This is a genomic window from Arthrobacter stackebrandtii (genome assembly GCF_017876675.1).
Taxonomy (GTDB): Bacteria; Actinomycetota; Actinomycetes; order Actinomycetales; family Micrococcaceae; genus Specibacter; species Specibacter stackebrandtii.
In genome coordinates this window covers 813,898-836,943 of record NZ_JAGIOI010000001.1, presented here as the reverse complement: position 1 = coordinate 836,943, position 23,046 = coordinate 813,898, and the positions used below count along the sequence as shown (strand labels likewise).

Sequence of the window (23,046 nt, the reverse complement as noted above, 5' to 3'; positions counted from 1 at the left end):
GCGGATACGATGGCAGGATGAGTGAGAATTCGCCCCGGTCCCTGCAGGCAGTGGTTTTGGCCGGGGGGTTGTCCCGGCGCCTGGGCGGCGTTCCGAAGGCCGGCCTGGTGGTGGACGGGCAGACGCTGCTGGCACGGACAGTGGATGCTGCTGCAGGCGTCGTAAGAACCGGCACGGCCCCGTCGCCCGGGGAAACCACGGCGGAGGCCGGCGAAACAGCGCAGGCCGTGGTCGTCGTCGTGGGTCCCGGGGACAGGATTCCGCAGTGGCTGGCAGGTGCCAAACACGCCGGGGGCGTCGCGACGGTGCAGGAAGACCCGCCCTTCGCCGGGCCCGCGGCGGGCCTTGCCGCCGGAATTGGTGCCCTGGCGGGGGAGTCCGGGCACGTGCTGGTGCTGGCCTGCGACATGCCGGGCGCGGGGGATCTGGCGCGGCGGCTGGTGGCGGAATGGGCCGCGTGCGCGCCCGGGGAGGGCATCATGGCCGTGGCCGGCGGGAAGCGGCAGCCGCTGGCGGCGATCTACCCGCTGCCGGAACTTCGGGCTGCCGTGGCCGGGGCGCGGGTGGCGCACCGGCTGGAGAATGCGTCGGTCTTCTCGTTGATTGCTAGTGTGAAGATGATCGAATGTGCCGTGCCAACCGGATTGGCGGCAGACATTGACACCTGGGACGACGCCCGCGCGCAAGGCATTGCCGTGGCGCCGCCCACCGCGGAAGGACACCAGTTGGAGAACCACGACGAGCTCTTGCAGGCATGGACGCAGAAACTGCTTGAGGCTTTTGAGATCGCAGACATTGAGGTGGACATCCACGCCGTGCTGAACCTGGCGGGGGTGGCCGCGCATTCGATCGTGCGCCCGGCCGCGCCGCTGACCACCTTTGTGGCTGGCATGGCTGCAGGGCTCGCTGCCGGATCCGGGCAGGTCGACGAGGCCACGGCCATGAAGGCCGCGCTGGGGCTGGCGAAGAAGCTGTCCGCCGCGGAGGCGCCGGCGCCCGGTTCCACGGGTGCCGCCGCCGCCGAAGCGCCCGCCGCAGAATAGCGGCAACCATGGTCCAACAGCAGAGTCCGTTCTCGCCCGGGGAATTGCCCGACCCGGCCACCTCACCGGTGCCCGACCTTGCCCCGGCGCCAGGTGCCGCAGGGGCGCCCGGAGAGGTGCCCGCCGTCGTGCTTCCCCACAGCTGGGAGGAGGCCCGGGAGCTGGCTTGGACCGTGGCGCAGCCGCTGCCGCCCCACGCGGTGCCGCTGGGCCCCGCGCTGGGCCGGATTCTCGCATCGGACCTGCACGCACGGCACGCGATGCCGCACTATGCCTCGTCCGCGATGGACGGCTGGGCGGTGGCGGGCAGCGCGCCGTGGATCCTGGCCGGGCCGGGCGAGCCGCTGTCGCCGGGACAGGCCGTGCCGATCGTCACCGGAGGGTTGATTCCCAAGGGCGCCAAGTCGGTCCTGCGCAGTGAATCGGGGCAGATTTCCACGGATTCGGAGGGGCTGCCGGTGCTGGTCCTGGGCGGCGGGGCGCGGCCCGGTGAGCCGAAGAACGGCCAGCACATCCGCCCTGCAGGCCAGGAAGCGGAAGCGGGGGAACTGCTGGCCAAGGCCGGAACCACGCTGAACCCGGCCCATATTTCGCTTGCGGCATTGGGCGGCCACGACGAGCTTTCCGTCCTGGGCCGGCCCGCCGTGAAGATTGTCCTGACGGGGGACGAAGTGGTGCCTGCCGGCATCCCCGACCCCGGATTTGTGCGCGACGCGTTTTCCCCGCAACTGGGCGCCGTGGTGGGATCGCTGGGAGGTGCCGTGGTGGGGCTGCAGCGGGCCGCGGACAATCTGGCGTCCACGCTGGATGCGCTGGCCGATGACGGAGACGACCCGGCCGACGTCGTGGTCACCACGGGTGCCACCGGCCATTCCTCAGCTGATTTCCTGCGCGAAGCCATCCTGTCCATGGGCGGCACGTTCCATGTTCGGCACATTGCCATGCGCCCCGGGCACCCCACGCTGTTGGCCGAATTGCCCGACGGGCGCTTCATCGTTGGCCTGCCGGGAAACCCCCTCGCCGCAATGGTGGGGCTGCTGACGCTTGGCGCGCCGCTGCTGGCACGGCTTGGCAGCCTGCCCCGCCCGGCGGTGGGGACGGTGGTGTGCGGATCCCCGGTCAAGGCGTACCACGGGCCCACGCGGATCATGCCCTACCGGCTGGTGTACGGGCTGGCCTCGCCGTGCGCCCACACGGATTCGGCCATGATGCGCGGGCTGTCCCAGGCCGACGGTCTCATGGTGGTTCCGCCGCACGGAGTGAAGATGGGCGAATCCGTGCCGGCGGTGCCGCTGCCATGGAACTGACCTTCACCTGCGACGACGGGCGCGAAATCCACGGCACACTGTTTGAGGTGCCTTGCAGCGTTGAGCACCGGGGCACGGTCGTGATCGGCTCAGCCACCGCGGTCACGGCCGGCTACTACCACCGCTACGCCGCATTCCTGGCCGCCGCCGGCTACACCGCCCTCACGTTCGACTACCGCGGGATCGGCGATTCCCGGGGAGGGTCCCTGCGCGGGCAGAAGGTCCGCTGGTACCAGTGGGGTTCGCTGGACATCGACACCGTCCTGGACTGGGCGCTCTCACACAGCGGCGGCAAACCCGTGCACTATGTGGGCCACAGCTTTGGCGGGTTCGGCGTGGGGCTGGCAGCCAACGCGGCCCGGCTCGGACGGATCCTCACCGTGGGCGCCCAGCACGCCTACTGGCGAGACCTCACCCTCCGCCACCAGCTGGGCCACTGGGGGCGGGCCGCACTCATGCTGCCGCTGCTGCCCACCGTCGGCTACTTTCCGGCCAAGCGGCTGGGGCTCATGGAGGACCTGCCGGTTGGCGTTGCCCTTGACTGGGCCCGTTCCCGCAAGGACTTTACGACGGCGGCCCGCGGCTCCCAGCGCGTGTCCCTCCGCGCCCACCAGGCGGCCGTGACGGCACCGATCCTGGCCCTGGCCCCCGACGACGACTCCTATGCCACGATTCCCGCCATGGAGCGTGCCGTCGCCTACACACCCAACAGCCCCTCCCGCGTCATCCACCTGCACCCCTCCGACTACGGCGAAACATCGCTGGGGCACTTCGCCTTGTTCCACAGCCGCTACCGGCACACCTTTTGGGAACAGACACTGGGTTGGCTGAACGGCGACGGCTGGGGGCACCACCCCTGGGAGTAGTCCTCCCGGTGCGGGCGCCTGTTCTGCGCACGGACCCGGTAGACGCCACGCCCGGTTAACGTCACGCCCCCATGGCAGGGTCCGCGGCTGCCACGTCTGCGTATGGTTTCCCTGGAACCGTGCGCAGCTCTTGTAGTTGCGCACGGTCCAACATGAACGGTGCGCCGAAGCATAAGGGCGGCGGCGAGATGGTTGCGTCCAGTCGGCCGGAATCGTTGTGCAGAACACCACGCTTGGAACCGGCCAGGCAGGGAGCCGGGCCGCCGCAAGCCTGGCGGCCTGCCGCATGAGTCCACCATTGCCCGCCGGGGTCCCGGACCAGGCGGCGCCCGGGTGAGTCAGGCGCGAACGGAAGCCGGATGCCCAACGGAAGTCCCGCCGTCGTGCGCGTCTTGGTCGGCATCCGGCAGGTGCGGGGAAAGGGCGGCATGCGGAAGGGTTGCTGCGATGCCGGCATCTGGCAGGGCGGCGGGGTCATCCTCGGGGACGGCGGCGGCGAGCGTTCGGGCATGATCGCGCGAGGGGAGCCAGAAGGCTGCGGCAAAGGCGAGCACCAGGACCGCGGCTCCGACATAAACGGCCGGGATGGCGGCGTCGACGAAGCCGGTGGGGGTCAGCTGCCCGCCCGCACCCGTGAACACGGCGGTCAGCACGGCGACGCCGAGGGCCACGCCCACCTCGCGGAGGGTGGAGTTGGTGCCGGAGGCCTTGGCATGGTCGTTGGTGTGCATGTTGGCGAGGACCGCCGTGGACATGGGGGCGAAGACCAGGCCCATGCCGATGCCGGCCGCGACGAATCCGGGCACCATCAGGGGGTAGCTGACGGTGGCGCTGAGGTTGGCCGCGAGCCAGAACATGCCCGCCGCGAGCAGGGCCAGGCCCGTGATCATGAGGGTGCGGGTGCCCAGGCGGGGAGCGAGGAGGCCTGCCAGCGGGGCCACCACCATGGGTGCGAGGGTCCACGGCATGGTCAGGACGCCGGCCTCCAGCGGGCTGTAGCCCTGGACCACCTGCAGGAACTGGATCAGGATGAAGACCGAGCCGAAGATGCCGAAGCTGAACGTCAGGCCCACGATGTTGGCGACGGTGAAGCTGCGGTCGCGGAACAGGCGCAGGGGCAGCAGTGGGGCGGGGGTGCGGGCTTCGCGCAGGAGGAAGGCTGCAAGGAGCAGGCCGCCGCCGATCAGGGCGAAGAGGACCTGGGGGCTGTCCCAGCCGGCCTCGTTGCCGCGGACGATCCCGAACACGAGACCCAGCAGGCCCAGTCCGGAGAGGGCCAGGCCGATGATGTCGGCCCGGACGCGGGCGCCGAAGCTGTTGGGCAGGCCCGCGAGAACCAGCGGGATGGCGATGATGCCGAGGGGGACGTTGAGCCAGAAGATGGCCTCCCAGTTCCAGCCCTCGACGACGGCGCCGCCCACCAGCGGGCCCAGCGCCACGCCCAGCCCGGAGACACCGCCCCAGATGCCAATGGCGAGCGGCCGGCGTTCGCGGCTGACGGATCCGGCGAGCAGGGTCAGCGACAGCGGCATGATGGCCGCAGCGCCCAGGCCCTGGATGGCGCGGGCCGTGATGAGCGCCGTGGGGTCGGTGCTCAGCGCCGCGCCGGCCGAGGCGAGCGTGAAGATGGCCAGGCCGGCCAGGAAGACCCGGCGGCGGCCGAAGCGGTCGCCCAGGCCCACGGCCAGCAGCATGAAGGTGGCGAAACTCAGCGCATAGGCGTTGACGATCCACTGCAGTTCCTCCACGCCGGCCCCCAACTTTTCGTGGATGACGGGCAGTGCGTTGGTGACCACAAGGTTGTCCAGGGTGGCCATAAAGACGGGCAGCGAGGCGGCGGCGACCGCCAGCCAGACGGGGATTTTGCGGTTCATGGTCTTCGATTCGTGGAGGCTTGCACAGCTTGAGGTAATCGGATGATTACTTATGGATCCAAGTTAGTAATCAACTGATAACATGTCAAGCATGAGTGCAAAAAAAGTTCAGCAGCCCGACGCGAGGGCCGTGCGCATGCCGGCGGCCGAGCGCCGGGAGCTGATCCTCGCCGCCGCCACCGCGGTGTTTGCCGAGCGCGGTTACGTCGGGGCCACCACCGACCAGGTGGCCAAGGCCGCCAACATCAGCCAGCCCTACGTGGTGCGGATGTTTGGCACCAAGGAGAAGCTGTTCCTGGAGGCGCTGGACCGTGCGATGGGCAAGCTGATGGGCAGCTTCCGTTCCGTCATTGCTGATTACGACGGCGGGCGGCTCGCCGAGAAGGTGGCCGCGCTGGACCCGGCCAAAGGAGACAGCCGCGAGATTCAGCTCAAGCAGCTGATGTCGCTGGCCTATGCGGACCTGGTCCAGGACCGGGGCATCCTGCTCATGTTGATGCAGTCATTCATCTCCGGGCACGAGCCCGTCATCGGCGCGCGCGCCCGCGAAGGGTTCGTCGACATCTACCGCCTCGTGCGGGATGAGGCCGGGCTGGGTGAGGAGATGACACGTGACTTCCTGGCCCACGGCATGCTCATGAACACCCTCATCAGCCTTCGCCTCACGGACCTCTACGGCCAGGACTCCTCCGTGACCGAACTGCTCGAATGCACCATGGGCGTCAAGCTGCCACTGCTCCTGGCCCACGACGCGCCGCCCTGATCCGCCCGCCAAACAAGCCTGGGCCCCTCGGGCCGGCGCCGGGCCGCGTCAGGACGCGACGGGCTCCAGGCGGATTACCACCGACTTGGAGGTTGGTGTTCCGCTGACATCGGCCTTGGAGTCCAGCGGCACAAGGACGTTGGTTTCCGGGTAGTACGCGGCGGCGCAGCCCACGGGCGTTGAATAGGCCACGACGCGGAAGTCGGGGGCGCGGCGGTCCACGCCGTCCTTCCACTCGGAGACCAGGTCAACCATGGCGCCGTCGGCGATGCCGAACGCGTCCAGGTCCTTCTGGTTTACGAACACCACGCGGCGCCCGTTCTTGATGCCGCGGTACCTGTCGTCCTTGCCGTAGATGGTGGTGTTGTACTGGTCGTGGGAGCGCAGGGTCTGCAGCAGCAGCCGCCCCTTCGGCACCTTGGGGTATTCGAGCTCGTTGGCCGTGAAATGGGCCAGCCCGGATTCGGTGGTGAATGTCCTGGAGTCGCGGGGGCCGTGTGGCAAAACAAAGCCGCCGGGCACGTCAATCTTTGCCTCGAAGTCCTCAAAGCCGGGGATCACTGCCGCAATGTGGGTGCGGATCAGGCTGTAGTCGCCTGCCAGGGCGTCCCAGTCGGCGAGGGGCGCACCCGGGCGGGTGCCGCCGTCGTCCGTGGAAAACAGCAGCTTGGCGAGGCGGCAGACGATGGCCACCTCGGAGAGCAGGTTGTCCGACGCCGGGGCAAGGCGCCCGCGCGAGGCGTGCACGGCGCTCATGGAATCCTCGACCGTGACGCGCTGGTCTCCGGTGGCCTGGGTGTCGCGCTCGGTGCGGCCGAGGGTGGGCAGGATGAGGGCCGAGCGGCCCGTGATGAGGTGCGACTTGTTCAGCTTGGTGGAGATCTGCGCCGTCAGGGAGAGCTTGTTCAGTGCGGCCTCGGTGACGGCGGAGTCCGGTGTGGCGCGGACAAAGTTGCCGCCCATGCCAAGGAAGACGCCGGCCAGGCCGTCGCGCATGGCCTCGATCGCGGCGACGGTGTCGAAGCCGTCGGGGCGCGGGGAGGTGAAGGAGAATTCGCGGTCCAGGGCGTCGTGGAAGGCGGCCGGCATGCGCTCGAAGATGCCCATGGTGCGGTCGCCCTGGACGTTGGAGTGGCCGCGGACCGGGCACACGCCGGCGCCGGGCTTGCCAATGTTGCCCTGCAGGAGCAGCACGTTGACGATGTCGCGCAGCATGGCCACCGAGTGCTTGTGCTGTGTCAGGCCCATGGCCCAGCAGACCACGGTGGCCTTGGACGCGAGGAGGCGTTCGCCGGTGGCGCGGATCTGCGCCTCGGTGAGCCCGGTGGCTGTGACGATCTCATCCCAACTGACGTGGCTCAGTTGTGCCAAATACTCTTCGAATCCCGTGGTGTGGTCGTCTATGAACGCGGTGTCGAAGATGCGGCCGGCGTTGGGGGAGCCGGGGCGGCGCTGCTCTTCCAACAGGAATTTGCCCAACCCCTGGAACAGCGCCTGGTCGCCGCCGAGCTTGATCTGCAGGAAGTCGTCGGCCAGGGGGGTGCCGCCGCCCACCAGGCCGCGGATGGTCTGCGGGTTTTCAAAACGCATCAGCCCGGCCTCGGGCAGCGGGTTGATCGCGACGATCACCGCCCCGTTCTTCTTCGCCTTCTCCAGCGCGGTGAGCATGCGGGGGTGGTTGGTGCCGGGGTTCTGGCCGGCAATCAGGATCAGCTCCGACTGGTAGATGTCCTCCAGGGACACCGAGCCCTTGCCGATCCCAATGGTCTCCGTCAGGGCGGAACCGCTCGACTCGTGGCACATGTTGGAGCAGTCCGGCAGGTTGTTGGTGCCCAACCCGCGGACCATGAGCTGGTACAGGAACGCGGCCTCGTTGGAGGTGCGGCCCGACGTGTAGAAAATGGCCTCGTCGGGGCTCTTGAGCGCCTTGAGCTCGTCCGCCAGGACCCCCAGTGCCCGCTCCCACGACACCGGAACGTAGTGCTCGGCGCCCTCGGCCAGGTACATGGGGTCGGTCAGGCGGCCCTGCTGGCCCAGCCGGTAGTCGTCCCATTCGCGCAGCTCGCGCACGCTGTGCTCTGCAAAGAACGACGGCGGCACGCGCCTTTTGGTGGCTTCCTCGGCGACCGCCTTGGCCCCGTTCTCGCAAAACTCCGCGGTGTGCCGCTTGTCCGGTTCGGGCCAGGCGCAGCCGGGGCAGTCGAAGCCGTCCTTCTGGTTGATTTTCAGCAGGGTCTGGGCCGTGCGGACCGGGCCCATCTGCTTGAGCGAGACCTCCATGGAGTGCAGGATGCCGGGGATTCCCACGGCTTTCTTTTGCGCACTGCCAATCGTGATTTGCTGTTCGTCAATGTTTTCCCGGGGCGCTTTGCCAGCCATGATGGGTCCCTTCATCGTGGAGCATCTAGTCTGATGATAGACGGTTTGGTATTTGGGAGGTTTTCATGGGACGGCTTATTCGCAGGGTCAAGGCCACCAAGATCGATGTGGGCGGCAACCGCCGTGTTGTCCGCGAGGAGGCGCTCGCCGTGGAGGAGCCACTGGAGATCCGGCTGGGGCACGAGTCCTTCACGGTGACGATGCGCACCCCGGGTGACGACTTTGACCTGGTGGCGGGATTCCTGGTGTCCGAGGGCATCGTCTTTGACCCCGACCAGCTCATTTCGCTGCGCTTCTGTGCGGGTGAGGACGAGAACGGGCAGCAGACCTTCAACGTGGTGGAGGCGCAGTTGCGCCCCGATGTGGCCATGCCGCTGCCGGCAGCCCAGCGCCACGTCACGACCTCCAGTGCTTGCGGGATCTGCGGGACGGCGTCCATCGATGCCGTCCACAAGTCCTCCCACTTTGCCGTCACGGCACCGGTGGACCAGGTGCTTATCGCTGCGGATGTGCTGGCGGCGCTGCCGGAAACCCTGCGCGAACAACAGAAGCTGTTTGAGAAAACCGGGGGAGTCCACGCGGCGGGCCTGTTTGCCCCCGACGGCGAACTGCTCATGCTGCGCGAGGACGTGGGCCGGCACAACGCCGTGGACAAGGTGGTGGGTGCCTCATTCCGCGAAAGGCGACTGCCCTTGTCGGAGACCGTCCTGCAGGTTTCCGGCCGCGCCTCCTTTGAGCTCGTTCAAAAGGCGGCGATGGTGGGGGTGCCGGTTCTCGCGGCGGTGAGTGCGCCGTCGTCCCTGGCTGTTGAACTGGCCCAAAGCAGCGGGGTGACGCTGGTGGGGTTCAGCCGCGGCGAGACCCTGAACGTGTACACGCACCCCGGCCGCATCGGCTGACCAGCTTCCCCCGCCCCACCCCTGCTCCAACGCCGCATCAGATAAGTCGCTGTTTTCCCCGACGCGGCATCAGATAAACGGCCGCTTTTCAGCACGCCGCATCAGCTGCCCGAAGCAAAACCCGATTCCACGGTGGGATCGACATGGGCTTGCCGCAACGCCCCCTTGATGCGCCGGACGGCATCCTGGAAACCCTCATTGAGGTCACGGTCGGTGAATTTCAGCACCGTCCAACCGGCGGCCATGAAGGCCTTGTCCCGGTGGTGGTCCTTGAGGCGCTGGATCTCATTGAGGTGATGGGCACCGTCGTACTGGAGGGCGATGCGGAGTGTACGGTAGCCCGCATCGGCCGACGGCGAATTGCGGCTGTCCCGGAGTTTCAGCTGGAGTTCTGGCTCGGGCAGGTTGGCGTCCGCCATGGCCAGGCGCAACAGGGTTTCGGGCGGTGAATCGGCACCCACCCTCATCAGGTCCAGGGCTTCGCGGGCGCGCACAATCCCCTGCAGGTTCTTGTGCGAGTCAACCATGCTGCGCAGAAATTTGAGCGTGGTGAATGGATCGCCGCGGCCTTCGAACTCCGGCCGGGGCATCCGGATGAGCTGGTCGCCCAGGCAGACCAAGTCGCGCAGGGGCAGGACGCGGGCCAGGTCGAGCCACGTACGGGCCCGGGTGCTGATCCATATCCCGTCGTCGAATTCGACTTCTCCCGGGCGCGCAGTGACGTTGTGCGACGTGATGCCCTTGCGGCGCAGCTGCGGCAGTTCCCGGGGCTTGCTCAGGTGGAGCTCGTCGGAATCGGACAGCCAGGGCGGCAGGACGAGCCCATGGATCCTGGCCGCCGTGGCATGTGAGATCCAGCCGCCCGGAGACGCTGCCGAAAGCGCCCGGGCCGCCTCCCGCAGGTTGAATTCCCAATCGGGCGGACGGTAGATGCCCCGGCTGACGTGTTTGAGCCGTTTGCCCTTGAGCCGGCCCAGAGGGAGGCCCATGGCCAGGGCCTCATCGCGGGTGAAGGGTGTGCTGTCGCTGGGTAGTTCATCGTTGGCATCCATGGGTTAAATTGTGTCGCCATCCCGGAATCCCCGCAGAAGTTATCCACAGGTGATGCGGGGTCCGCGAAAACAGGCGTTTATGTGGTGCGGGATCGGGGACAAACGCGGATTATCTGATGCGGCGTTGGGGGAGGGAAGGGATTGACGGGGCCGAAGCCTGCGAATTAGAGTACTGGTGGTACTCTATTTGGCGGGTTTGACCTGCCGGGACACAACGGGGAGTTGGCATGGGCACACAGGATGCACTGGTGGCGGGGCTCGCGCAGGTCGGGCGCGGCGACCTCGGCATGGCCGGAGGCAAGGCAGCCAACCTCGGTGAACTGATCCGCGGCGGGTTTGCCGTGCCCGACGGCTTCGTCGTCCTGACCGCCAGCTACCGCGCCGCCATCGACGCGGCCGGTCTCGCCACCGGCACGGCTGCCGGCGGCTTGCGCGGCGCCATCGCGGCCGCACCGGTCCCCGACAACGTCGCCGCGGCCATCCTGGACGCTTACCGCAGGCTGGGATCCGGCCCCGTGGCCGTGCGCTCGAGTGCCACTGCCGAGGACCTCCCCGGTGCAACGTTCGCCGGTCAGCAGGACAGCTTCCTGAACATCATGGGGGAGCCGGAAGTCGTCGATGCGGTGCGCCGGTGCTGGGCGTCGCTTTGGACCGACCGCGCCGTCGCCTACCGCAACAAGGCGGGCATCGACCACGCACAGGTGCAGATCGCCGTCGTCGTCCAGGCCATGGTCGACGCCGACACCGCCGGGGTTGCCTTCACAGCCAACCCGGTCACCGGCGTGCGCAGCGAAATCGTCGTCAACGCCAGCGCCGGCCTGGGCGAGGCGGTGGTGTCCGGCCTGGTGACACCCGACCAGTTCGTGCTTTCCCGCGACGGCCGGGTCCTCTCCCGCCAGGCCGGCCTGCGCGAGGTGGTCATCCGGTCCAAGCCCGACGGCGGAACCGAGTCCCAGCGCGGCGGCACCGAATCGCCCCCGCTGGGAGAGTCGGCGCTGCTGCGGCTGGCCGAGGTCTGCTCCCGCATCGAACAACACTTTGGCGGCCCGCAGGACATCGAGTGGGCCATGGCCGGGGACCGTTTGTGGATTGTCCAGGCCCGCCCGCTCACCGCCGTCCCTCCTGCGCCGGTGGAGGTCAACCCGCTGCGGAAACTCATGACAGGCATCATTGCCGAACTGCTGCCCGTGCGTCCGTACCCCCTCGACATGTCCAGCTGGACCGTGCACGGCCATGGCCGCATTCTGACCCGGATGATGGCGGAGATTCCGGGAATTGAGCTGTCCATCGAGGACATCCTGCCGGAGTCTCGCGGCGTGGTGCAGGAAATGGTGCCGCCGCGCCCGCGCCCGACCGTGCACACGCTCACTGCCCCGTTCCGGCTGGTGCCGAAAATTCGCCGCTTCCGACCCTCGAACTGGATGCAGGACGCACGCTTCCTTGCCTTCGACAGCGACGCCGCCGAGCTGTCCCGGCTGGATGTGTCGGGAATGGCGTGGGCCGAGCTCGTGGACGTCCCGCGCAGGGCGATGGCAGTCCTTGACGGGTTCATCACGCTGCGCATCGACTACCTGCCCCGGGTTGGTTTTGAACTGGCACGGCTGAAGGTCTTGTTGGGGCTGACGGGCCTGGGCCGGGAGTTCTCCTCCCTGTCAACGGTGACGGCGACGCGCACCGGCGACGCCAACCGGGCGCTGCGAGGGCTGGCTCTGGCGGTGTCCGGCAACAGGCAGTGGCGCACCGCGGTCCTGGACAACTCACCCGGGGAACTGGGAGACCTCATTGCCACCGACCCGGCGTTCGCACCCCTGCATCAGCAGATTGACGGCTATCTGGCGGAATTCGGCCACCGCGAAACCACCAGCGCCTTTCTCGTTTCGGAGCCCACCTGGGTTGATGACCCTGCCGTGCTTTATGGCGCCGTCCGGGCCATGCTTGACCAGCCCGAACCGGTTGGGCAAGAAGACCGGGCAGGGGTCGCCGAGCTGCGGGTGGCGGGCCGCACGCGTGTGCCGGGCCGGCTCCGGGCCGCCATTGCTTCCGCGGCCCGGGGCACGCGCAGCGGCATTGCATTCCGTGAAGACAGCCACTTCCACGCCATGCGCCTGGTCCCGCCCATCCGCCACGCCATGCTTGAAGCCGGGGCCAGGCTCACGGATGCAGGAATTCTCCCGTCGGCAGACGCCGTATTCCATTTGAGGCTCGAGGAAGTCACCGGAATCCAGGAACCGGCCACGCTCACGCAGGGACGAAAGGCCGATCTTCGTGCCCTCGTCGAGGACCGGATGCGGCGGCGTGCCCTGCTGGCCGGAGCCCCGCTCATCTCACCTCTAACGCTGAAGGCCGGCCGTGACAAGGGTGGCAGCCTCGTCTCCGGCACGCCGGCCGGGGGAGGCCGTGCCACAGGTGCAGTGCGCATCATCCGCGGGCCTGGTGATTTTTCGCGCCTCCTGCAGGGCGAAATCATGGTCTGTCCCTACACCAATCCCAGCTGGACCCCGCTGTTCCAGATAGCAGCCGGTGTCATCGTCGACACGGGTGGCGCGGCGTCGCACGCCGCCATAGTCGCCCGGGAATACGGACTCTCGGCCATCATGGGAACCGGAACGGGAACCTCGGTCCTGCGCGACGGGCAGCGCGTGACCGTCGATGGCACCACGGGGCTGGTGTCGGGGGCTGATCTGGCATGAACCACGTTCCCCCAGCCGCCCGGAGCGGCAATCCAGCGGCCGCCGACCGCCAAGGAATCCCAGCGGCCGACCACCGGGGCAAACCACGCCGGAGGGGCGAACAATTGCTGGCGGCCATCTTCGACGCCGCATTGGCAGAACTCGACGAATCCGGGTACGCACCGTTGAGCATGGCGTCCATTGCCAGTCGCGCCCAGGTCAGCAAGGCCTCCCTCTACAGGCGTTGGCCGGGCAAGGCTGAACTGATCATCGATGCGGTGAAATCGAGCCTGCTGGATCCGGGAGAGCCCCACCAGACCGGCACTTTGCGCGGAGACATCCTGAACCACTACCGGCTGCTGGTGGTGGGCCTTTCCGGCCCTGCAGGCAAGGCACTGAAGGGCATGCTCAGCGACACCTTGCGCGACCCCGCCATGGCGGAACAGTTCAGCAACCGTGCCAGGGGCCGCAACCTGGCCATCATGCGCTTGCTGGCCGAGCGGGCGGCAGATCGCGGGGAGCTCGCCAGTGCGGCCATTTCCGAGCTGCGGCTTGAAGCCGGGCACAACCTGATCCGCCATGAATGGCTTATGAAGTCCGGCATCGGCGACGAGTTCCTGGTCGAACTTGTGGACGAAGTGGTGCTGCCGCTGCTGCACGCGCCGTGACTCCGGATGTGACCCTTTTATGTTGGTTGTCAAGCGAATATCTTCTCGAGTTGGCGGAAGATGTCGCGTGCTATGTAGCGCTTGCGGCGTTCGCCAAAAAGGCTGTTTATGTGATGCCGCGTTGGGGAATAGGGCGGCTTATCTGATGCGGCGTTGGTTTGTTGGGGGCTAGAGCTCGTGGAGGAGCCGGCGGACGAAGGCCTGGGTGCGTTCTTCCCGGGGATTGCGCAGCACCTGCGCCGCCGGGCCGCGCTCCACCACGACGCCGCCGGCCATGAACACCACCTCGTCCGCGGTCTGCCGGGCAAAGGCAAGCTCGTGGGTGACGATGACCATGGTCCAGCCTTCGTCGGCCAGTTCCTTGATCACGGCCAGGACGTCGTCCACCAGTTCGGGATCCAGGGCGGACGTGGGCTCGTCGAAGAGCAGCAGCTGGGGCTTCAGCGCCAGGGCGCGGACTATGCCCACGCGCTGCTGCTGCCCGCCGGAAAGCTCAAAGGGGTAGACGTCGCGTTTGTCGGCCAGGCCGACCCGGGCCAGCAGGGCCTCGGCGTCGGCAACAGCCTCGGCGCGCGGGCGCTTCTGCACCTGCACCGGACCCTCAATGACGTTTTGCAGCACCGTCATGTGCGGGAAGAGGTTGTAGTGCTGGAACACCATGGCGCTGCGGTCCCGCAGTTCCGCCACCTGCCGGGAGTGGGCCTTCTTCGGCACCCCGGCATCACTGAAATCGACCGTCAGGGCGGGCAGCCCGGACACGCCGGAGGCACCCACGGTGACGGTTCCGGCGTCGGGCGTCTCCAAGCCGTTGAGCGAGCGCAGCACGGTGGTCTTGCCCGAGCCGGAGGGGCCGATCAGCGCCACCACCTTGCCGCGGGGCACGGTGAGGTCGATCCCGCGCAACACCTGGTTGGTGCCGAAAGACTTGGCCAGGCCGCGGACTTCAAGGGCGGGGCCGGCGGCGCCGCCCATGCCGGAATCGGCGGGCGAACCCGACTTAGTGGGCGACATAGCGGTCGAGCCTCTTTTCAACCTGGGTCTGGGCGGTGGACAGGATCAGGCAGATGACCCAGTAGATGAGCGCCGCCTCAAGATAGAGCAGCATGAATTCCTGGCTGAACGCGGCCACCTGCTGGGCCACGCGGAACATCTCGGTGACCAGGATCAGGGACGCCAGGGACGTGTCCTTCACGAGCGAGATGAACGTGTTGGACAGTGGCGGGACGGACACGCGGGCGGCCTGCGGCAGGATGATCCGGCGCAGCGACTGCCCGCGGGACATGCCAATCATGTGCCCCGCCTCCCACTGGCCCTGCGGCACCGACAGGATCGCTGCGCGGATCACCTCCGCCGCATAGCCGCCCACGTTGAGCGAGAAGGCGATGATGGCGCTGGGCCAGGGATCGATCTTCACGCCCACCGCGGGCAGCCCGTAAAAGATCACGAACAGCTGCACCAGCAGGGGAGTGCCGCGGATGATGGAGACGTACACCCGGCCCACCCCGTTGGCCAGCTTGTTGGAACTGATGCGCATGACAGCGATGAGCAGCGCGATCAGCAGGCCCAGCGCAAACGAGGCCAGGGCCAGCGGGATGGTGCCCTTCACAGCTCCGAGCAGTAGGGGCCCGAGGGAACTCCAAAACAAGTCAAAGTCCATGGCTGAACTCTAGCCCCTGCCTGCCGCGAACCGGGGGTTGCCCCGCACTACTTGGACACGTCCTCGCCGAAGTACTTCTCGCTGAGCTTGGCCAGGGTGCCGTCGGCGGCGAGGTCCTTCAGTGCGCTGTCGACGGCGTCGGTCAATGCGGTGGAGCCCTTGCGGAAGGCGAACGCCGACTCGGAGGAGTCCTTCGTGGTGGCGGCGATCTTCAGGCCCGACTTCGGGTTGGTGTGCTGGTAGTCGAGGAAGGTGAGCTTGTCGTTGACGATGGCGTCCACGCGTCCGTCCTTGAGCAGCGACACCGACTGCGCCCAGCCTTCCACGGCCTCGACGTTGGCGCCGCTGTCCTTGGCCAGGGTGTACCAGTTGCTGGAGAGCGACTGCGCCGTGGTCTTGCCCTTCAAGTCGGCGAAGGAGGTGATGTCCGTGGTGCCGTCCTGCGTGACGATGACGCCCTGCGACACCGTGTACGGCGTGGACAGCTCGTACTTCTCCTGGCGCGTGGGGTTGACGGTGACCTGGTTGGCGACCGCGTCAAAGCGCTTGGCTTCCAGCCCGGCAAAGATGGAGTCCCACTGGGTTTCCTCAAACTTGGCCTTCACGCCCAGCTTGTCCGCCACGGCCCTGGCCACCTCGACGTCGTAGCCGGTGAGCTCGCCGGCCCCGCCCTCGTGGTAGCTGAACGGCTTGTACGTGCCCTCCGTGGCGAAGACAATCTCGCCGGCGGACTTCACGCTGCTCAGGGAGGTGTCTCCGCCCGACGGCGCGCTGCCGCCGCTTTCGCTGCCGCCGCCTGTTCCGCCGCAGGCCGCCAGGGCCAGGGTGGCTGCTGCGAGGATGCCAACGAGTCCGAGGCTGCGACGTTTCATGGTGGGGATTCCTTTGCTTCAAAGTTGGTGAACTGCGCCCGCGGATTGGTGGGGCCGCGGGAGGCCCATGACTGGACGCTACCACCGCAGGGGCCGAATCCTTCAGTGAACATTTCCTTTTGTTACGCAATTATGAAGCGCGTGATTTGACTCACGCCCCGTGTGTGGCGTAGCGGCGCGAGTGGCGGCAGCGCGCCGTCGTCCATGGAAAAGGGCGAAAAGCTGGGCCAGCAGCGGAATTGGGCCCAAAGGAATTCCCCTGCCGGTGCGCGGCGTTTAGGCTGGTAGCTTGCCCTCTTAAGTTAAAGGAACACACGCATGAGTATGGAAGGCGCGGCCTGGAGCTCACTTTGGAGCACCATGCGCTCGGACAAGTCCAACGGCGGCATCTCCAAGGACACCTTGCGCCGCACGATCCGCTTTGCCAAGCCCTACAGCCGCAAGCTGCTGGTGTTTGTGGTGCTGTCCGTGGTCTCCGCAGCCCTCGCCGTGGCAACGCCGGTGCTGGCCGGGCAGGTGGTTGATGCCATTGTGGCGAAATCGGCCCTGGACGTGGTGGTGCGCCTGGCCGGGCTGATTGCCCTGGTGGCCGTGCTGGATGCCGGGTTGTCGCTGGTGATTCGCTGGATTTCCGCGAACCTGGGCGAGGGAGTCATCCTGGACCTGCGCACGGCCGTGTTTGACCACGTGCAGCGCATGCCGATCGCGTTCTTCACCCGCACCCGCACGGGCGCGTTGGTCAGCCGCCTGAACAACGACGTCATCGGCGCGCAGCAGGCCTTCTCCGGCACGCTCTCCGGCATCGTGTCCAACTCGGTGCAGCTGGTCCTGACGCTCATTGTCATGCTCAACACCTCCTGGCTCGTGACGCTGCTGGCGCTGGTGCTGCTGCCGATCTTCCTCATGCCGGCCCGCCGCTTTGGCCGCCGGCTGGCCGGGCTGCGCCGCGAGGCCGCCGACCTCAACGCCGACATGAGCACCCAGATGACCGAGCGCTTCTCCGCGCCGGGCGCCACGCTGGTCAAGCTGTTTGGCCGCCCCGCCGAGGAATCCCGCGAATTTGCCGCCCGCGCCAGCCGCGTCCGCGATATCGGCGTGCGCACGGCCATCATGCAGTTCGTGTTCTTCACGGCGCTCATGCTGGTCTCCTCCCTGGCGCTGGCCCTGGTCTACGGCCTGGGCGGCGCACTGGCCATCGGCGGGACGCTCAACGCGGGCGACGTCGTGGTGCTGGCACTGCTGCTGACCCGCCTTTACGCCCCGCTCACCGCCCTGGCCAACGCCCGCGTGGACATCATGAGCGCGCTGGTCTCCTTTGACCGGGTGTTTGAGATCCTTGACCTCAAGCCGCTCATCGCCGAGAAGGAGACCACGGTGGCTGTGCCGGCAGGGCCGCTCGCCGTTGAGTTCAGCGACGTCCGCTTCGGCTACCCCTCGGCCGACAAGGTCTCGCTGGCGTCCCTGGAGGACGTGGCCGTGCTGGACACCCGCGGCGGCGAAGAGGTCCTGCACGGGATCTCCTTCCGCGCCGAGCCCGGCCAGACCGTGGCCCTCGTGGGCTCCTCCGGCGCCGGCAAGTCGACCATTGCCCAGCTTTTGTCCCGGCTGTACGACGTCGATTCCGGCACCGTGCGCCTCGGCGGCGTGGACGTGCGGGACCTGTCCTTTGACGGGCTGCGCGCCGGCGTCGGCATGGTCACCCAGGACGGGCACCTGTTCCACGAGTCCATCCGCTCCAACCTCCAGCTGGCCAAGCCCGATGCCACGGACGCCGAAATTTGGGATGTGCTCAAGCGTGCCCGGCTCTCTGCGTTTGCCGAGGCGCTGCCCGACGGCCTGGACACCGTGGTGGGCGAGCGCGGCTACCGGCTCTCCGGCGGCGAACGCCAGCGCCTGACCATTGCCCGGCTCCTGCTGGTGCAGCCCGCCGTCGTGATCCTGGACGAGGCAACGGCGGCACTGGACTCCACGAACGAGGCCGCCGTGCAGGCGGCCCTGGGTGAGGCACTCGAGGGGCGCACTGCGCTGGTCATTGCGCACCGGCTCTCCACGATCCGCTCCGCCGACATGATCCTGGTCCTGGAGGGCGGCACCATTGTGGAACGCGGCACGCACGACGAGCTCATTGTCCGGGGCGGGCGCTACGCCGAGCTGCACGACACCCAGTTCGCCCAGGCCGTCGCCGCCGTGGCGGATGCCGAGGCGCCGGACGCCGGCTAGCACCATCCAGTTGTGAAGCATGGCGGGCGCGTCCCCAACCGCTCCCGCACCCAGGGTGCCGGCCGGCTGGGAAGGCGGGGCCCGGCGTCGTACATGTTGGGCCGGCAGGGCGCCATTGGATGTATCTTCGGTGTGGGGGCGCATCGTCCCGCACGACGAGAGAAGGAGCATCATGCCGTTCATTGACGCCGGCGCAGCAATCCTCGAGGACCTGGTGGCCGTCCGCCGCGATCTTCACAGGCATCCGGAGGTTGGCCTTGACCTGCCGCGGACCCAGGGTAAGGTGCTCGCCGCCCTCGACGGCCTCGGCCTGGACATCACGCTCGGCAGGGAAACCACGTCTGTTGTGGCGGTGCTGCGCGGGGCCGCCCCGGGGCCCACCGTGCTGCTGCGCGGCGACATGGACGCGCTGCCCGTCAAGGAGCTCACAGGCTTGGACTACGCCTCGACCAACGACTACATGCACGCCTGCGGGCACGACCTCCACACGGCCGGGCTCATCGGCGCCGCCCGGCTGCTGGCCGCCCGCCGCGATGAACTCGCCGGCAACGTCGTCTTCATGTTCCAGCCGGGCGAGGAGGGCTGGAACGGCGCCGGCGTCATGATCGGCGAGGGCGTCCTTGGCGCCACCGGCGAGAAGCCCGTCGCCGCCTACGCCATCCACGTGGGGCCGGGGCCCCGGGGCGTGTTCATGACGAAGCCGGGCCCGATCCTGGCCGGCGCCAACGAACTGCACATCACCGTCAACGGCTCCGGCGGCCACGGCTCCCAGCCCCACACCGCCGTGGATCCAGTCCCGGCCCTGCTGGAAATCGGCACGGCCCTGCAGGTCATGGCGACGCGGAAGTTCGATGCCTTTGACCCGGTTGTTGTCTCCGTGACGCAGCTGTCCGCCGGCGAGGGCCTGAACGTCATCCCCGATTCGGCCAGGCTGGGCGCCACCGTGCGGACGCTCTCCGCGGCGTCGACGGACACGTTCGCCGTAGAGTCCAAACGGCTGGCCGAAGGCATTGCCGCGGCCCACGGATGCACCGCCGACGTGGAATTCGTGACCACCTACCCGGTGACCACCAATGATGCCGCCAGCACCGCCGCCACGCTTGACGTTTTGCGCGGGCATTTTGGTGCGGACCGCGTGCTCACGCTGGAGACGGCACTGATGGGCTCGGAAGACTTCTCACTGGTGCTGGCTGAAGTCCCCGGGACGTTCGTGTTCCTCAACTGCTCGCCCGACGGCGTGGATCCTGCCACCGCAGAGTTCAACCACTCGCCGCGCGTACTGTTCGACGACGCCGTCCTCGGCGACCAGGCAGCGGCGCTGGCTTCATTGGCTTGGAGCCACCTCGGCCCGCAGGAAGACTAGGCCTGCAGGAGGGGAATGACGTATTCGGTGAGAAGCGGTGCGAGGTCGTCGTGGCCGGAGGCCCGTGAAGGGTCCAGCCAGCGCAGCTCTGCAATTTCGGCGCCCGGGTGGATTGCGGCGGGATCCCACGTGCCGGGAGCAGTGAAGACCGTGGCCTCGATGTCCGTGTTGGACTCATTGGCGGCGGTGCCGGTCCAGACGCCCATGAGGTCCAGCTTTTCCGGGGCGATGCTCAGGCCGATCTCTTCGGAAAGTTCGCGTGATCCGGCTTCTGCCGCGGTCTCGCCCGGTTCCGGCTTGCCGCCGGGGTGCATGAACTTGCTGGTGCCTTGCTTGCGGACGGTAAGGAGCCGTCCTTTTTGGTCGTAGAGGCAGACGGCGGAGACTTTCAACACGGATTTCACGTAGTCGATCCTAGCTGGCCGGACCTGCGGCGCTGCCCCTGCCCCAGGGGCGGGCTGTCCGCGTTTCCGCCGGACTACTCCCTTTCGGCGTCAATCTCGCGCACATGCACGCGGACCAAGTCTTCGATGAGGCCGCTGGGCAGGATGTTGTCGAGCGTAAATTGGATCGAGTGCTCGGTGGTCTTGTAGTCCGTGAGCCGGTCCTTCAGCTCCTCGATCGCCCACGATGAGGGGTAGAAGCTCATGTGCTTCCTGGACGCCGTGAAATACACCAGCGCCCGGTTTTTGTATTTGAGCGTCGGCATTCCGTAGCTCATGGTTTCTTCCGTGCCCGGCACGAGCTGTTTGACGAGTGCGCGGATGCGTTCAAGTTCGGCCCGGTTCTCAGGATTGAGCGCGCTGAGATACTCGTCGACGCTCTTCGCCTTTTTCACTCATGGCACGAGCCTAGCGCCGGCCCCGTCCAGACTCCACAGGCCAAGGACCTGTTGCCGTTTCCGGGTCCGGACTGCGCTTGATCGGGCCGTACGGAGGTGCGATGGGGTCAGTGAAAAACCTGCCATTGATGCGCCGGCGTCAGTGGGAAAGGCCCGTTGCTGCGACAGCGTCAGGTGCGTCAGGCGGCGCGCGGGGCGAACATGATGATGCTGACGCCGGCCAGGGCCACGAGTGCGCCGATGACGTCCCAGCGGTCGGGCGAGAATTTGTCGACGATCATGCCCCAGACCAGGGAGCCGGCAATGAACACGCCGCCGTAGGCGGCCAGCACCCGGCCGAAGTTGGCGTCGGACTGCATGGCGGCAATGAAGCCGTAGGCCCCGAGTGCCACGATGCCCAGTCCCGCCCACCACCACGCCCTGTCTTCGCGCACGGCCTGCCAGATGAGCCAGGCGCCGCCGATCTCGGCCACGGCGGCCAGGGCGAACAAGATGATGGTTTTGGTGACGTTCATGCGTCCATCATCCCCTGCGCATGCTCGCCCCGGCACCATCGCCGCCCCGGCACCATGCTCGCCCCGGCACCATCGCCGCTGTGGCGGCTACTGTGCCAGGCGCAACGGCCGGAGGGCCAGTTCAATGCTGAGTTCCTGCCCCCACGACGCCGTCAGGCGGTCGCCTTCCATGCCGTCGCCAAAGATGACGAGCTGGTCCGCTGCCACCGTGATCCGCAGCGGTTCGCCGGCTTCCAGCAGGCCCTCGGTCAACGACGCCCCGGTGGCCGGCGACGGCCAGGCCTCCCGGACGAACCATGCCAGGCGCGGTTCCGTCGGCGCCGGCAGCGCCCGGCCCCCGCGCTCCAGGGCAATCGAGGCACACCAGCCGGTGGCGCCCGTCCCGGTGGAGACAATCAGCCCGGAGGACGACTGCCGCTCAACCCGGCCGTCCGGCGTCGCAATTTGGTAGCGGGCGGACTGGTGTGAGGGGTGCCCGACAAAGATCTCGTTGAGGGCGGAGAGTTCCTGCCCGTCGTCGAGCCGGGCCGTGACCATGGACAGCTCGCTGCACCGGAACGCGCCCCGGGCCAGGAGCGCGGCGGCCGCGCCGGGGGAGTGGCGGACCAGGATGCCGGGGTTGTGTGCGGGGTCGGGGTTGATGCCCAGCACGGGTTGGCTGTTGAGGTATTTGGCGGTGTTGGCCACAAGGCCGTCCTGGCCCACCACGGCAACGACGTCATCGGCGGTGAACATGAACCGGCTGAGGTCCCCGCGCTCCACCTCGGCGCTGCGCCAGCCGTCCGGGACCGCTGCGCGCACGCGGGCCAGGGCTGCTGCAATGACCTCGTGCTGTTCCTGTACGGGTGCCAGTGAGCGGCCGCGGGTCCGGAGGAAGAATTCGGCCTGGCCGGCGGTGGCGTGGCGGTCCAGGAGCTCCTGGAATTCGGTGCGACGGTGGACGATCACAAGTCGGGGCGTGCCCATGGTGCTGCCTTTCGGGTGGGTTCCTGCTGGATTGTTTCGGAGCCTGCGCCTGCCGGGCTACTTCCCGGCAGGCGTGGTTGTCTGGAACAATCCTGCCAGCGCGCCGCTGAGCAGGTCCGGGGTGATGGTCAGGTTGTTGATGTTGGGCAGCGAGGCGGCGGCTTCGCGGAAGGCCAGGGCCAGCAAGGTGGCCTGGTCCATGTCCTTGTAGACGGCCATCGTTGCAGCTTCACGTGCTGCGGTTGCCTCGCCGACAAGCTCCAGCTGGTTGGCCTCTGCCTTGGCGCTGATGCCCTGGCGTTCGGCCTCGGCCTGGGCCCGGATGAGTGCGGCGGCGGCCATTTCCTCGGCTTCGCGGCGGGCGTTGGTTCCCTCCTGCGACACGAGGTGTTCGCGGCGTGCGGCCAGCTCGATCTTGCTGGCCATCTCGTTCTCCGAAATGGTCCGCTCGCGTTCCACCGCCAGCGCCCTGCGCTCATAGGTGGCACGGTCGGCCTCGGCCTGGAGCTGCTCGCGGACCGGCGTCTGTAGCGCCCGCTCCACGTCCGACTCCGGCCGCACGGCCAGGACCTGCACGCCCAGGACTTCAATGCCGGTCGACTGCAGGCGGGCATCCGCCTGAAGCGCCCCGGCCAGCAGGCCGCGCAGTTCGCTGACGCCGCGTTCCAGCGACTGGGCGAGGGTGGTGGCGGCAATCTGGTCGATCGCGTGGCTCTGGCACAACTGGCCGATGATGGTGGCCACCTGTTCCCGGCCGGCAGTGGTTCCCGCGCCTCCCGGCTGGAGGGCGAAATCAAGGCGGCCGGCCACCGAGACCGGATCGCTGAAGCGGTACGTGACGTTGGCCTGGACACTCACATCCTGGTGGTCGCGGGTGATGGCGTGGAACATGATGGGCAGTTCCTGGTCATCCACGGGGACCTCGCTCAGGACCGATGACGCCGGACGGAACCAAAACGCCTGCCCCACGCCTTCGTGGCTGAGCTTTCCCTTTTGCAGGTGCACGATGTATCCAGTGGGGCTGCCCAGGAAGTGGTTGATCCAGGGGAAGCGCTTGATCGTGGCCATGGTGTTCTCCTCGCAATTGTTATC

The 23,046-nt window shown here is 67.8% G+C and carries 20 protein-coding genes; 9 read left to right on the top strand and 11 right to left on the bottom strand.

From position 1 onward, the window contains the following. Positions 1 to 17: 17 nt before the first annotated feature. The 3 genes from JOF48_RS03465 to JOF48_RS03455 are packed head-to-tail and all read left to right on the top strand — an operon-like array spanning position 18 to position 3,216. Positions 18 to 1,043 carry an NTP transferase domain-containing protein gene (locus JOF48_RS03465; protein ID WP_209677333.1) on the top strand — a complete coding sequence of 342 codons (1,026 nt, stop codon included), beginning with the start codon at positions 18 to 20 and terminating at the stop codon, positions 1,041 to 1,043. Between the two features lie 8 nt (positions 1,044 to 1,051). Further along, on the top strand, positions 1,052 to 2,350 hold the full coding sequence (locus tag JOF48_RS03460; RefSeq protein WP_209677331.1) for a molybdopterin molybdotransferase MoeA: 1,299 nt from the start codon (positions 1,052 to 1,054) through the stop codon (positions 2,348 to 2,350). Then, complete coding sequence (locus JOF48_RS03455) at positions 2,341 to 3,216, top strand: alpha/beta hydrolase family protein (RefSeq protein WP_209677329.1); 876 nt, start codon at positions 2,341 to 2,343, stop codon at positions 3,214 to 3,216. Before JOF48_RS03460 ends, JOF48_RS03455 begins: the two co-directional genes overlap by 10 nt. Before the next feature lie 338 nt (positions 3,217 to 3,554). On the opposite strand, the gene JOF48_RS03450 is transcribed toward JOF48_RS03455, so the two are convergent. Beyond that, on the bottom strand, positions 3,555 to 5,090 hold the full coding sequence (locus JOF48_RS03450; RefSeq protein WP_209677327.1) for an MFS transporter: 1,536 nt from the start codon (positions 5,088 to 5,090) through the stop codon (positions 3,555 to 3,557). A gap of 91 nt (positions 5,091 to 5,181) precedes the next feature. Between JOF48_RS03450 and JOF48_RS03445 the strand changes: the two genes are divergently transcribed. After that, positions 5,182 to 5,853, top strand: a complete 672-nt coding sequence (locus JOF48_RS03445) for a TetR/AcrR family transcriptional regulator (protein WP_209677325.1) — start codon at positions 5,182 to 5,184, stop codon at positions 5,851 to 5,853. A 48-nt stretch (positions 5,854 to 5,901) separates the two neighbouring features. On the opposite strand, the gene JOF48_RS03440 is transcribed toward JOF48_RS03445, so the two are convergent. Then, a complete protein-coding gene (locus JOF48_RS03440) occupies positions 5,902 to 8,232 on the bottom strand; it encodes an FdhF/YdeP family oxidoreductase (RefSeq protein WP_209677323.1) in 2,331 nt (776 codons plus the stop codon). 65 nt (positions 8,233 to 8,297) lie between these two features. On the opposite strand from JOF48_RS03440, the gene fdhD reads away from it, so the two are divergent. After that, a complete protein-coding gene (gene fdhD / locus JOF48_RS03435) occupies positions 8,298 to 9,131 on the top strand; it encodes a formate dehydrogenase accessory sulfurtransferase FdhD (RefSeq protein ID WP_209677321.1) in 834 nt (277 codons plus the stop codon). Between the two features lie 101 nt (positions 9,132 to 9,232). Here fdhD and JOF48_RS03430 read toward each other — a convergent pair whose 3' ends face one another. Continuing rightward, a complete protein-coding gene (locus JOF48_RS03430) occupies positions 9,233 to 10,183 on the bottom strand; it encodes a DUF559 domain-containing protein (protein WP_209677319.1) in 951 nt (316 codons plus the stop codon). Between the two features lie 227 nt (positions 10,184 to 10,410). On the opposite strand from JOF48_RS03430, the gene JOF48_RS03425 reads away from it, so the two are divergent. After that, positions 10,411 to 12,873, top strand: a complete 2,463-nt coding sequence (locus tag JOF48_RS03425) for a PEP/pyruvate-binding domain-containing protein (RefSeq protein WP_209677317.1) — start codon at positions 10,411 to 10,413, stop codon at positions 12,871 to 12,873. A gap of 104 nt (positions 12,874 to 12,977) precedes the next feature. Next, positions 12,978 to 13,520 (top strand): TetR/AcrR family transcriptional regulator, encoded by a 543-nt coding sequence (locus JOF48_RS03420; protein WP_209677315.1) that lies wholly within the window; start codon positions 12,978 to 12,980, stop codon positions 13,518 to 13,520. A gap of 168 nt (positions 13,521 to 13,688) precedes the next feature. On the opposite strand, the gene JOF48_RS03415 is transcribed toward JOF48_RS03420, so the two are convergent. Genes JOF48_RS03415 through JOF48_RS03405 form a run of 3 tightly spaced genes read right to left on the bottom strand, consistent with a single transcriptional unit; the run spans position 13,689 to position 16,049 of the window. Continuing rightward, complete coding sequence (locus JOF48_RS03415; RefSeq protein ID WP_209677313.1) at positions 13,689 to 14,531, bottom strand: amino acid ABC transporter ATP-binding protein; 843 nt, start codon at positions 14,529 to 14,531, stop codon at positions 13,689 to 13,691. Beyond that, the gene (locus tag JOF48_RS03410) at positions 14,518 to 15,177 is read right to left on the bottom strand and encodes an amino acid ABC transporter permease (protein ID WP_209677311.1); all 660 of its coding nucleotides are present in this window, start codon (positions 15,175 to 15,177) and stop codon (positions 14,518 to 14,520) included. The genes JOF48_RS03415 and JOF48_RS03410 overlap by 14 nt, the downstream gene beginning before the upstream one ends. A 47-nt stretch (positions 15,178 to 15,224) precedes the next feature. Beyond that, entirely contained in the window at positions 15,225 to 16,049 is an 825-nt protein-coding gene (locus tag JOF48_RS03405) for an amino acid ABC transporter substrate-binding protein (protein ID WP_209677303.1), read from the bottom strand. 318 nt (positions 16,050 to 16,367) lie between these two features. Here JOF48_RS03405 and JOF48_RS03400 point away from each other — a divergent pair, with 318 nt between their 5' ends. Together JOF48_RS03400 and JOF48_RS03395 are read left to right on the top strand one after the other, a co-directional pair. After that, the gene (locus JOF48_RS03400) at positions 16,368 to 18,269 is read left to right on the top strand and encodes an ABC transporter ATP-binding protein (RefSeq protein ID WP_209677301.1); all 1,902 of its coding nucleotides are present in this window, start codon (positions 16,368 to 16,370) and stop codon (positions 18,267 to 18,269) included. Positions 18,270 to 18,441: 172 nt separating this feature from the next. Beyond that, a complete protein-coding gene (locus tag JOF48_RS03395) occupies positions 18,442 to 19,632 on the top strand; it encodes a M20 metallopeptidase family protein (RefSeq protein ID WP_209677299.1) in 1,191 nt (396 codons plus the stop codon). On the opposite strand, the gene JOF48_RS03390 is transcribed toward JOF48_RS03395, so the two are convergent. The 5 genes from JOF48_RS03390 to JOF48_RS03370 form a co-directional block, all read right to left on the bottom strand. Further along, the gene (locus JOF48_RS03390) at positions 19,629 to 20,036 is read right to left on the bottom strand and encodes an NUDIX hydrolase (protein WP_209677297.1); all 408 of its coding nucleotides are present in this window, start codon (positions 20,034 to 20,036) and stop codon (positions 19,629 to 19,631) included. The genes JOF48_RS03395 and JOF48_RS03390 overlap by 4 nt on opposite strands. Positions 20,037 to 20,110: 74 nt before the next feature. After that, complete coding sequence (locus JOF48_RS03385) at positions 20,111 to 20,470, bottom strand: iron chaperone (protein WP_209677296.1); 360 nt, start codon at positions 20,468 to 20,470, stop codon at positions 20,111 to 20,113. Positions 20,471 to 20,652: 182 nt separating this feature from the next. Beyond that, complete coding sequence (locus tag JOF48_RS03380; RefSeq protein WP_209677294.1) at positions 20,653 to 20,988, bottom strand: YnfA family protein; 336 nt, start codon at positions 20,986 to 20,988, stop codon at positions 20,653 to 20,655. Positions 20,989 to 21,075: 87 nt separating this feature from the next. After that, positions 21,076 to 21,954, bottom strand: a complete 879-nt coding sequence (locus JOF48_RS03375; RefSeq protein ID WP_209677292.1) for a diacylglycerol kinase catalytic domain-containing protein — start codon at positions 21,952 to 21,954, stop codon at positions 21,076 to 21,078. Between the two features lie 57 nt (positions 21,955 to 22,011). Then, positions 22,012 to 23,022 (bottom strand): SPFH domain-containing protein, encoded by a 1,011-nt coding sequence (locus tag JOF48_RS03370; RefSeq protein WP_209677290.1) that lies wholly within the window; start codon positions 23,020 to 23,022, stop codon positions 22,012 to 22,014. Positions 23,023 to 23,046: the final 24 nt, after the last annotated feature.

Bases quoted from the DNA above. Each gene is read 5' to 3' on its own strand.
- JOF48_RS03465 (WP_209677333.1), top strand. From the start codon at position 18: ATGAGTGAGAATTCGCCCCGGTCCCTGCAGGCAGTGGTTTTGGCCGGG.
- JOF48_RS03460 (WP_209677331.1), top strand. From the start codon at position 1,052: ATGGTCCAACAGCAGAGTCCGTTCTCGCCCGGGGAATTGCCCGACCCG.
- JOF48_RS03455 (WP_209677329.1), top strand. From the start codon at position 2,341: ATGGAACTGACCTTCACCTGCGACGACGGGCGCGAAATCCACGGCACA.
- JOF48_RS03450 (WP_209677327.1), bottom strand. From the start codon at position 5,090: ATGAACCGCAAAATCCCCGTCTGGCTGGCGGTCGCCGCCGCCTCGCTG.
- JOF48_RS03445 (WP_209677325.1), top strand. From the start codon at position 5,182: ATGAGTGCAAAAAAAGTTCAGCAGCCCGACGCGAGGGCCGTGCGCATG.
- JOF48_RS03440 (WP_209677323.1), bottom strand. From the start codon at position 8,232: ATGGCTGGCAAAGCGCCCCGGGAAAACATTGACGAACAGCAAATCACG.
- fdhD (WP_209677321.1), top strand. From the start codon at position 8,298: ATGGGACGGCTTATTCGCAGGGTCAAGGCCACCAAGATCGATGTGGGC.
- JOF48_RS03430 (WP_209677319.1), bottom strand. From the start codon at position 10,183: ATGGATGCCAACGATGAACTACCCAGCGACAGCACACCCTTCACCCGC.
- JOF48_RS03425 (WP_209677317.1), top strand. From the start codon at position 10,411: ATGGGCACACAGGATGCACTGGTGGCGGGGCTCGCGCAGGTCGGGCGC.
- JOF48_RS03415 (WP_209677313.1), bottom strand. From the start codon at position 14,531: ATGTCGCCCACTAAGTCGGGTTCGCCCGCCGATTCCGGCATGGGCGGC.
- JOF48_RS03410 (WP_209677311.1), bottom strand. From the start codon at position 15,177: ATGGACTTTGACTTGTTTTGGAGTTCCCTCGGGCCCCTACTGCTCGGA.
- JOF48_RS03405 (WP_209677303.1), bottom strand. From the start codon at position 16,049: ATGAAACGTCGCAGCCTCGGACTCGTTGGCATCCTCGCAGCAGCCACC.
- JOF48_RS03400 (WP_209677301.1), top strand. From the start codon at position 16,368: ATGAGTATGGAAGGCGCGGCCTGGAGCTCACTTTGGAGCACCATGCGC.
- JOF48_RS03395 (WP_209677299.1), top strand. From the start codon at position 18,442: ATGCCGTTCATTGACGCCGGCGCAGCAATCCTCGAGGACCTGGTGGCC.
- JOF48_RS03380 (WP_209677294.1), bottom strand. From the start codon at position 20,988: ATGAACGTCACCAAAACCATCATCTTGTTCGCCCTGGCCGCCGTGGCC.
- JOF48_RS03375 (WP_209677292.1), bottom strand. From the start codon at position 21,954: ATGGGCACGCCCCGACTTGTGATCGTCCACCGTCGCACCGAATTCCAG.
- JOF48_RS03370 (WP_209677290.1), bottom strand. From the start codon at position 23,022: ATGGCCACGATCAAGCGCTTCCCCTGGATCAACCACTTCCTGGGCAGC.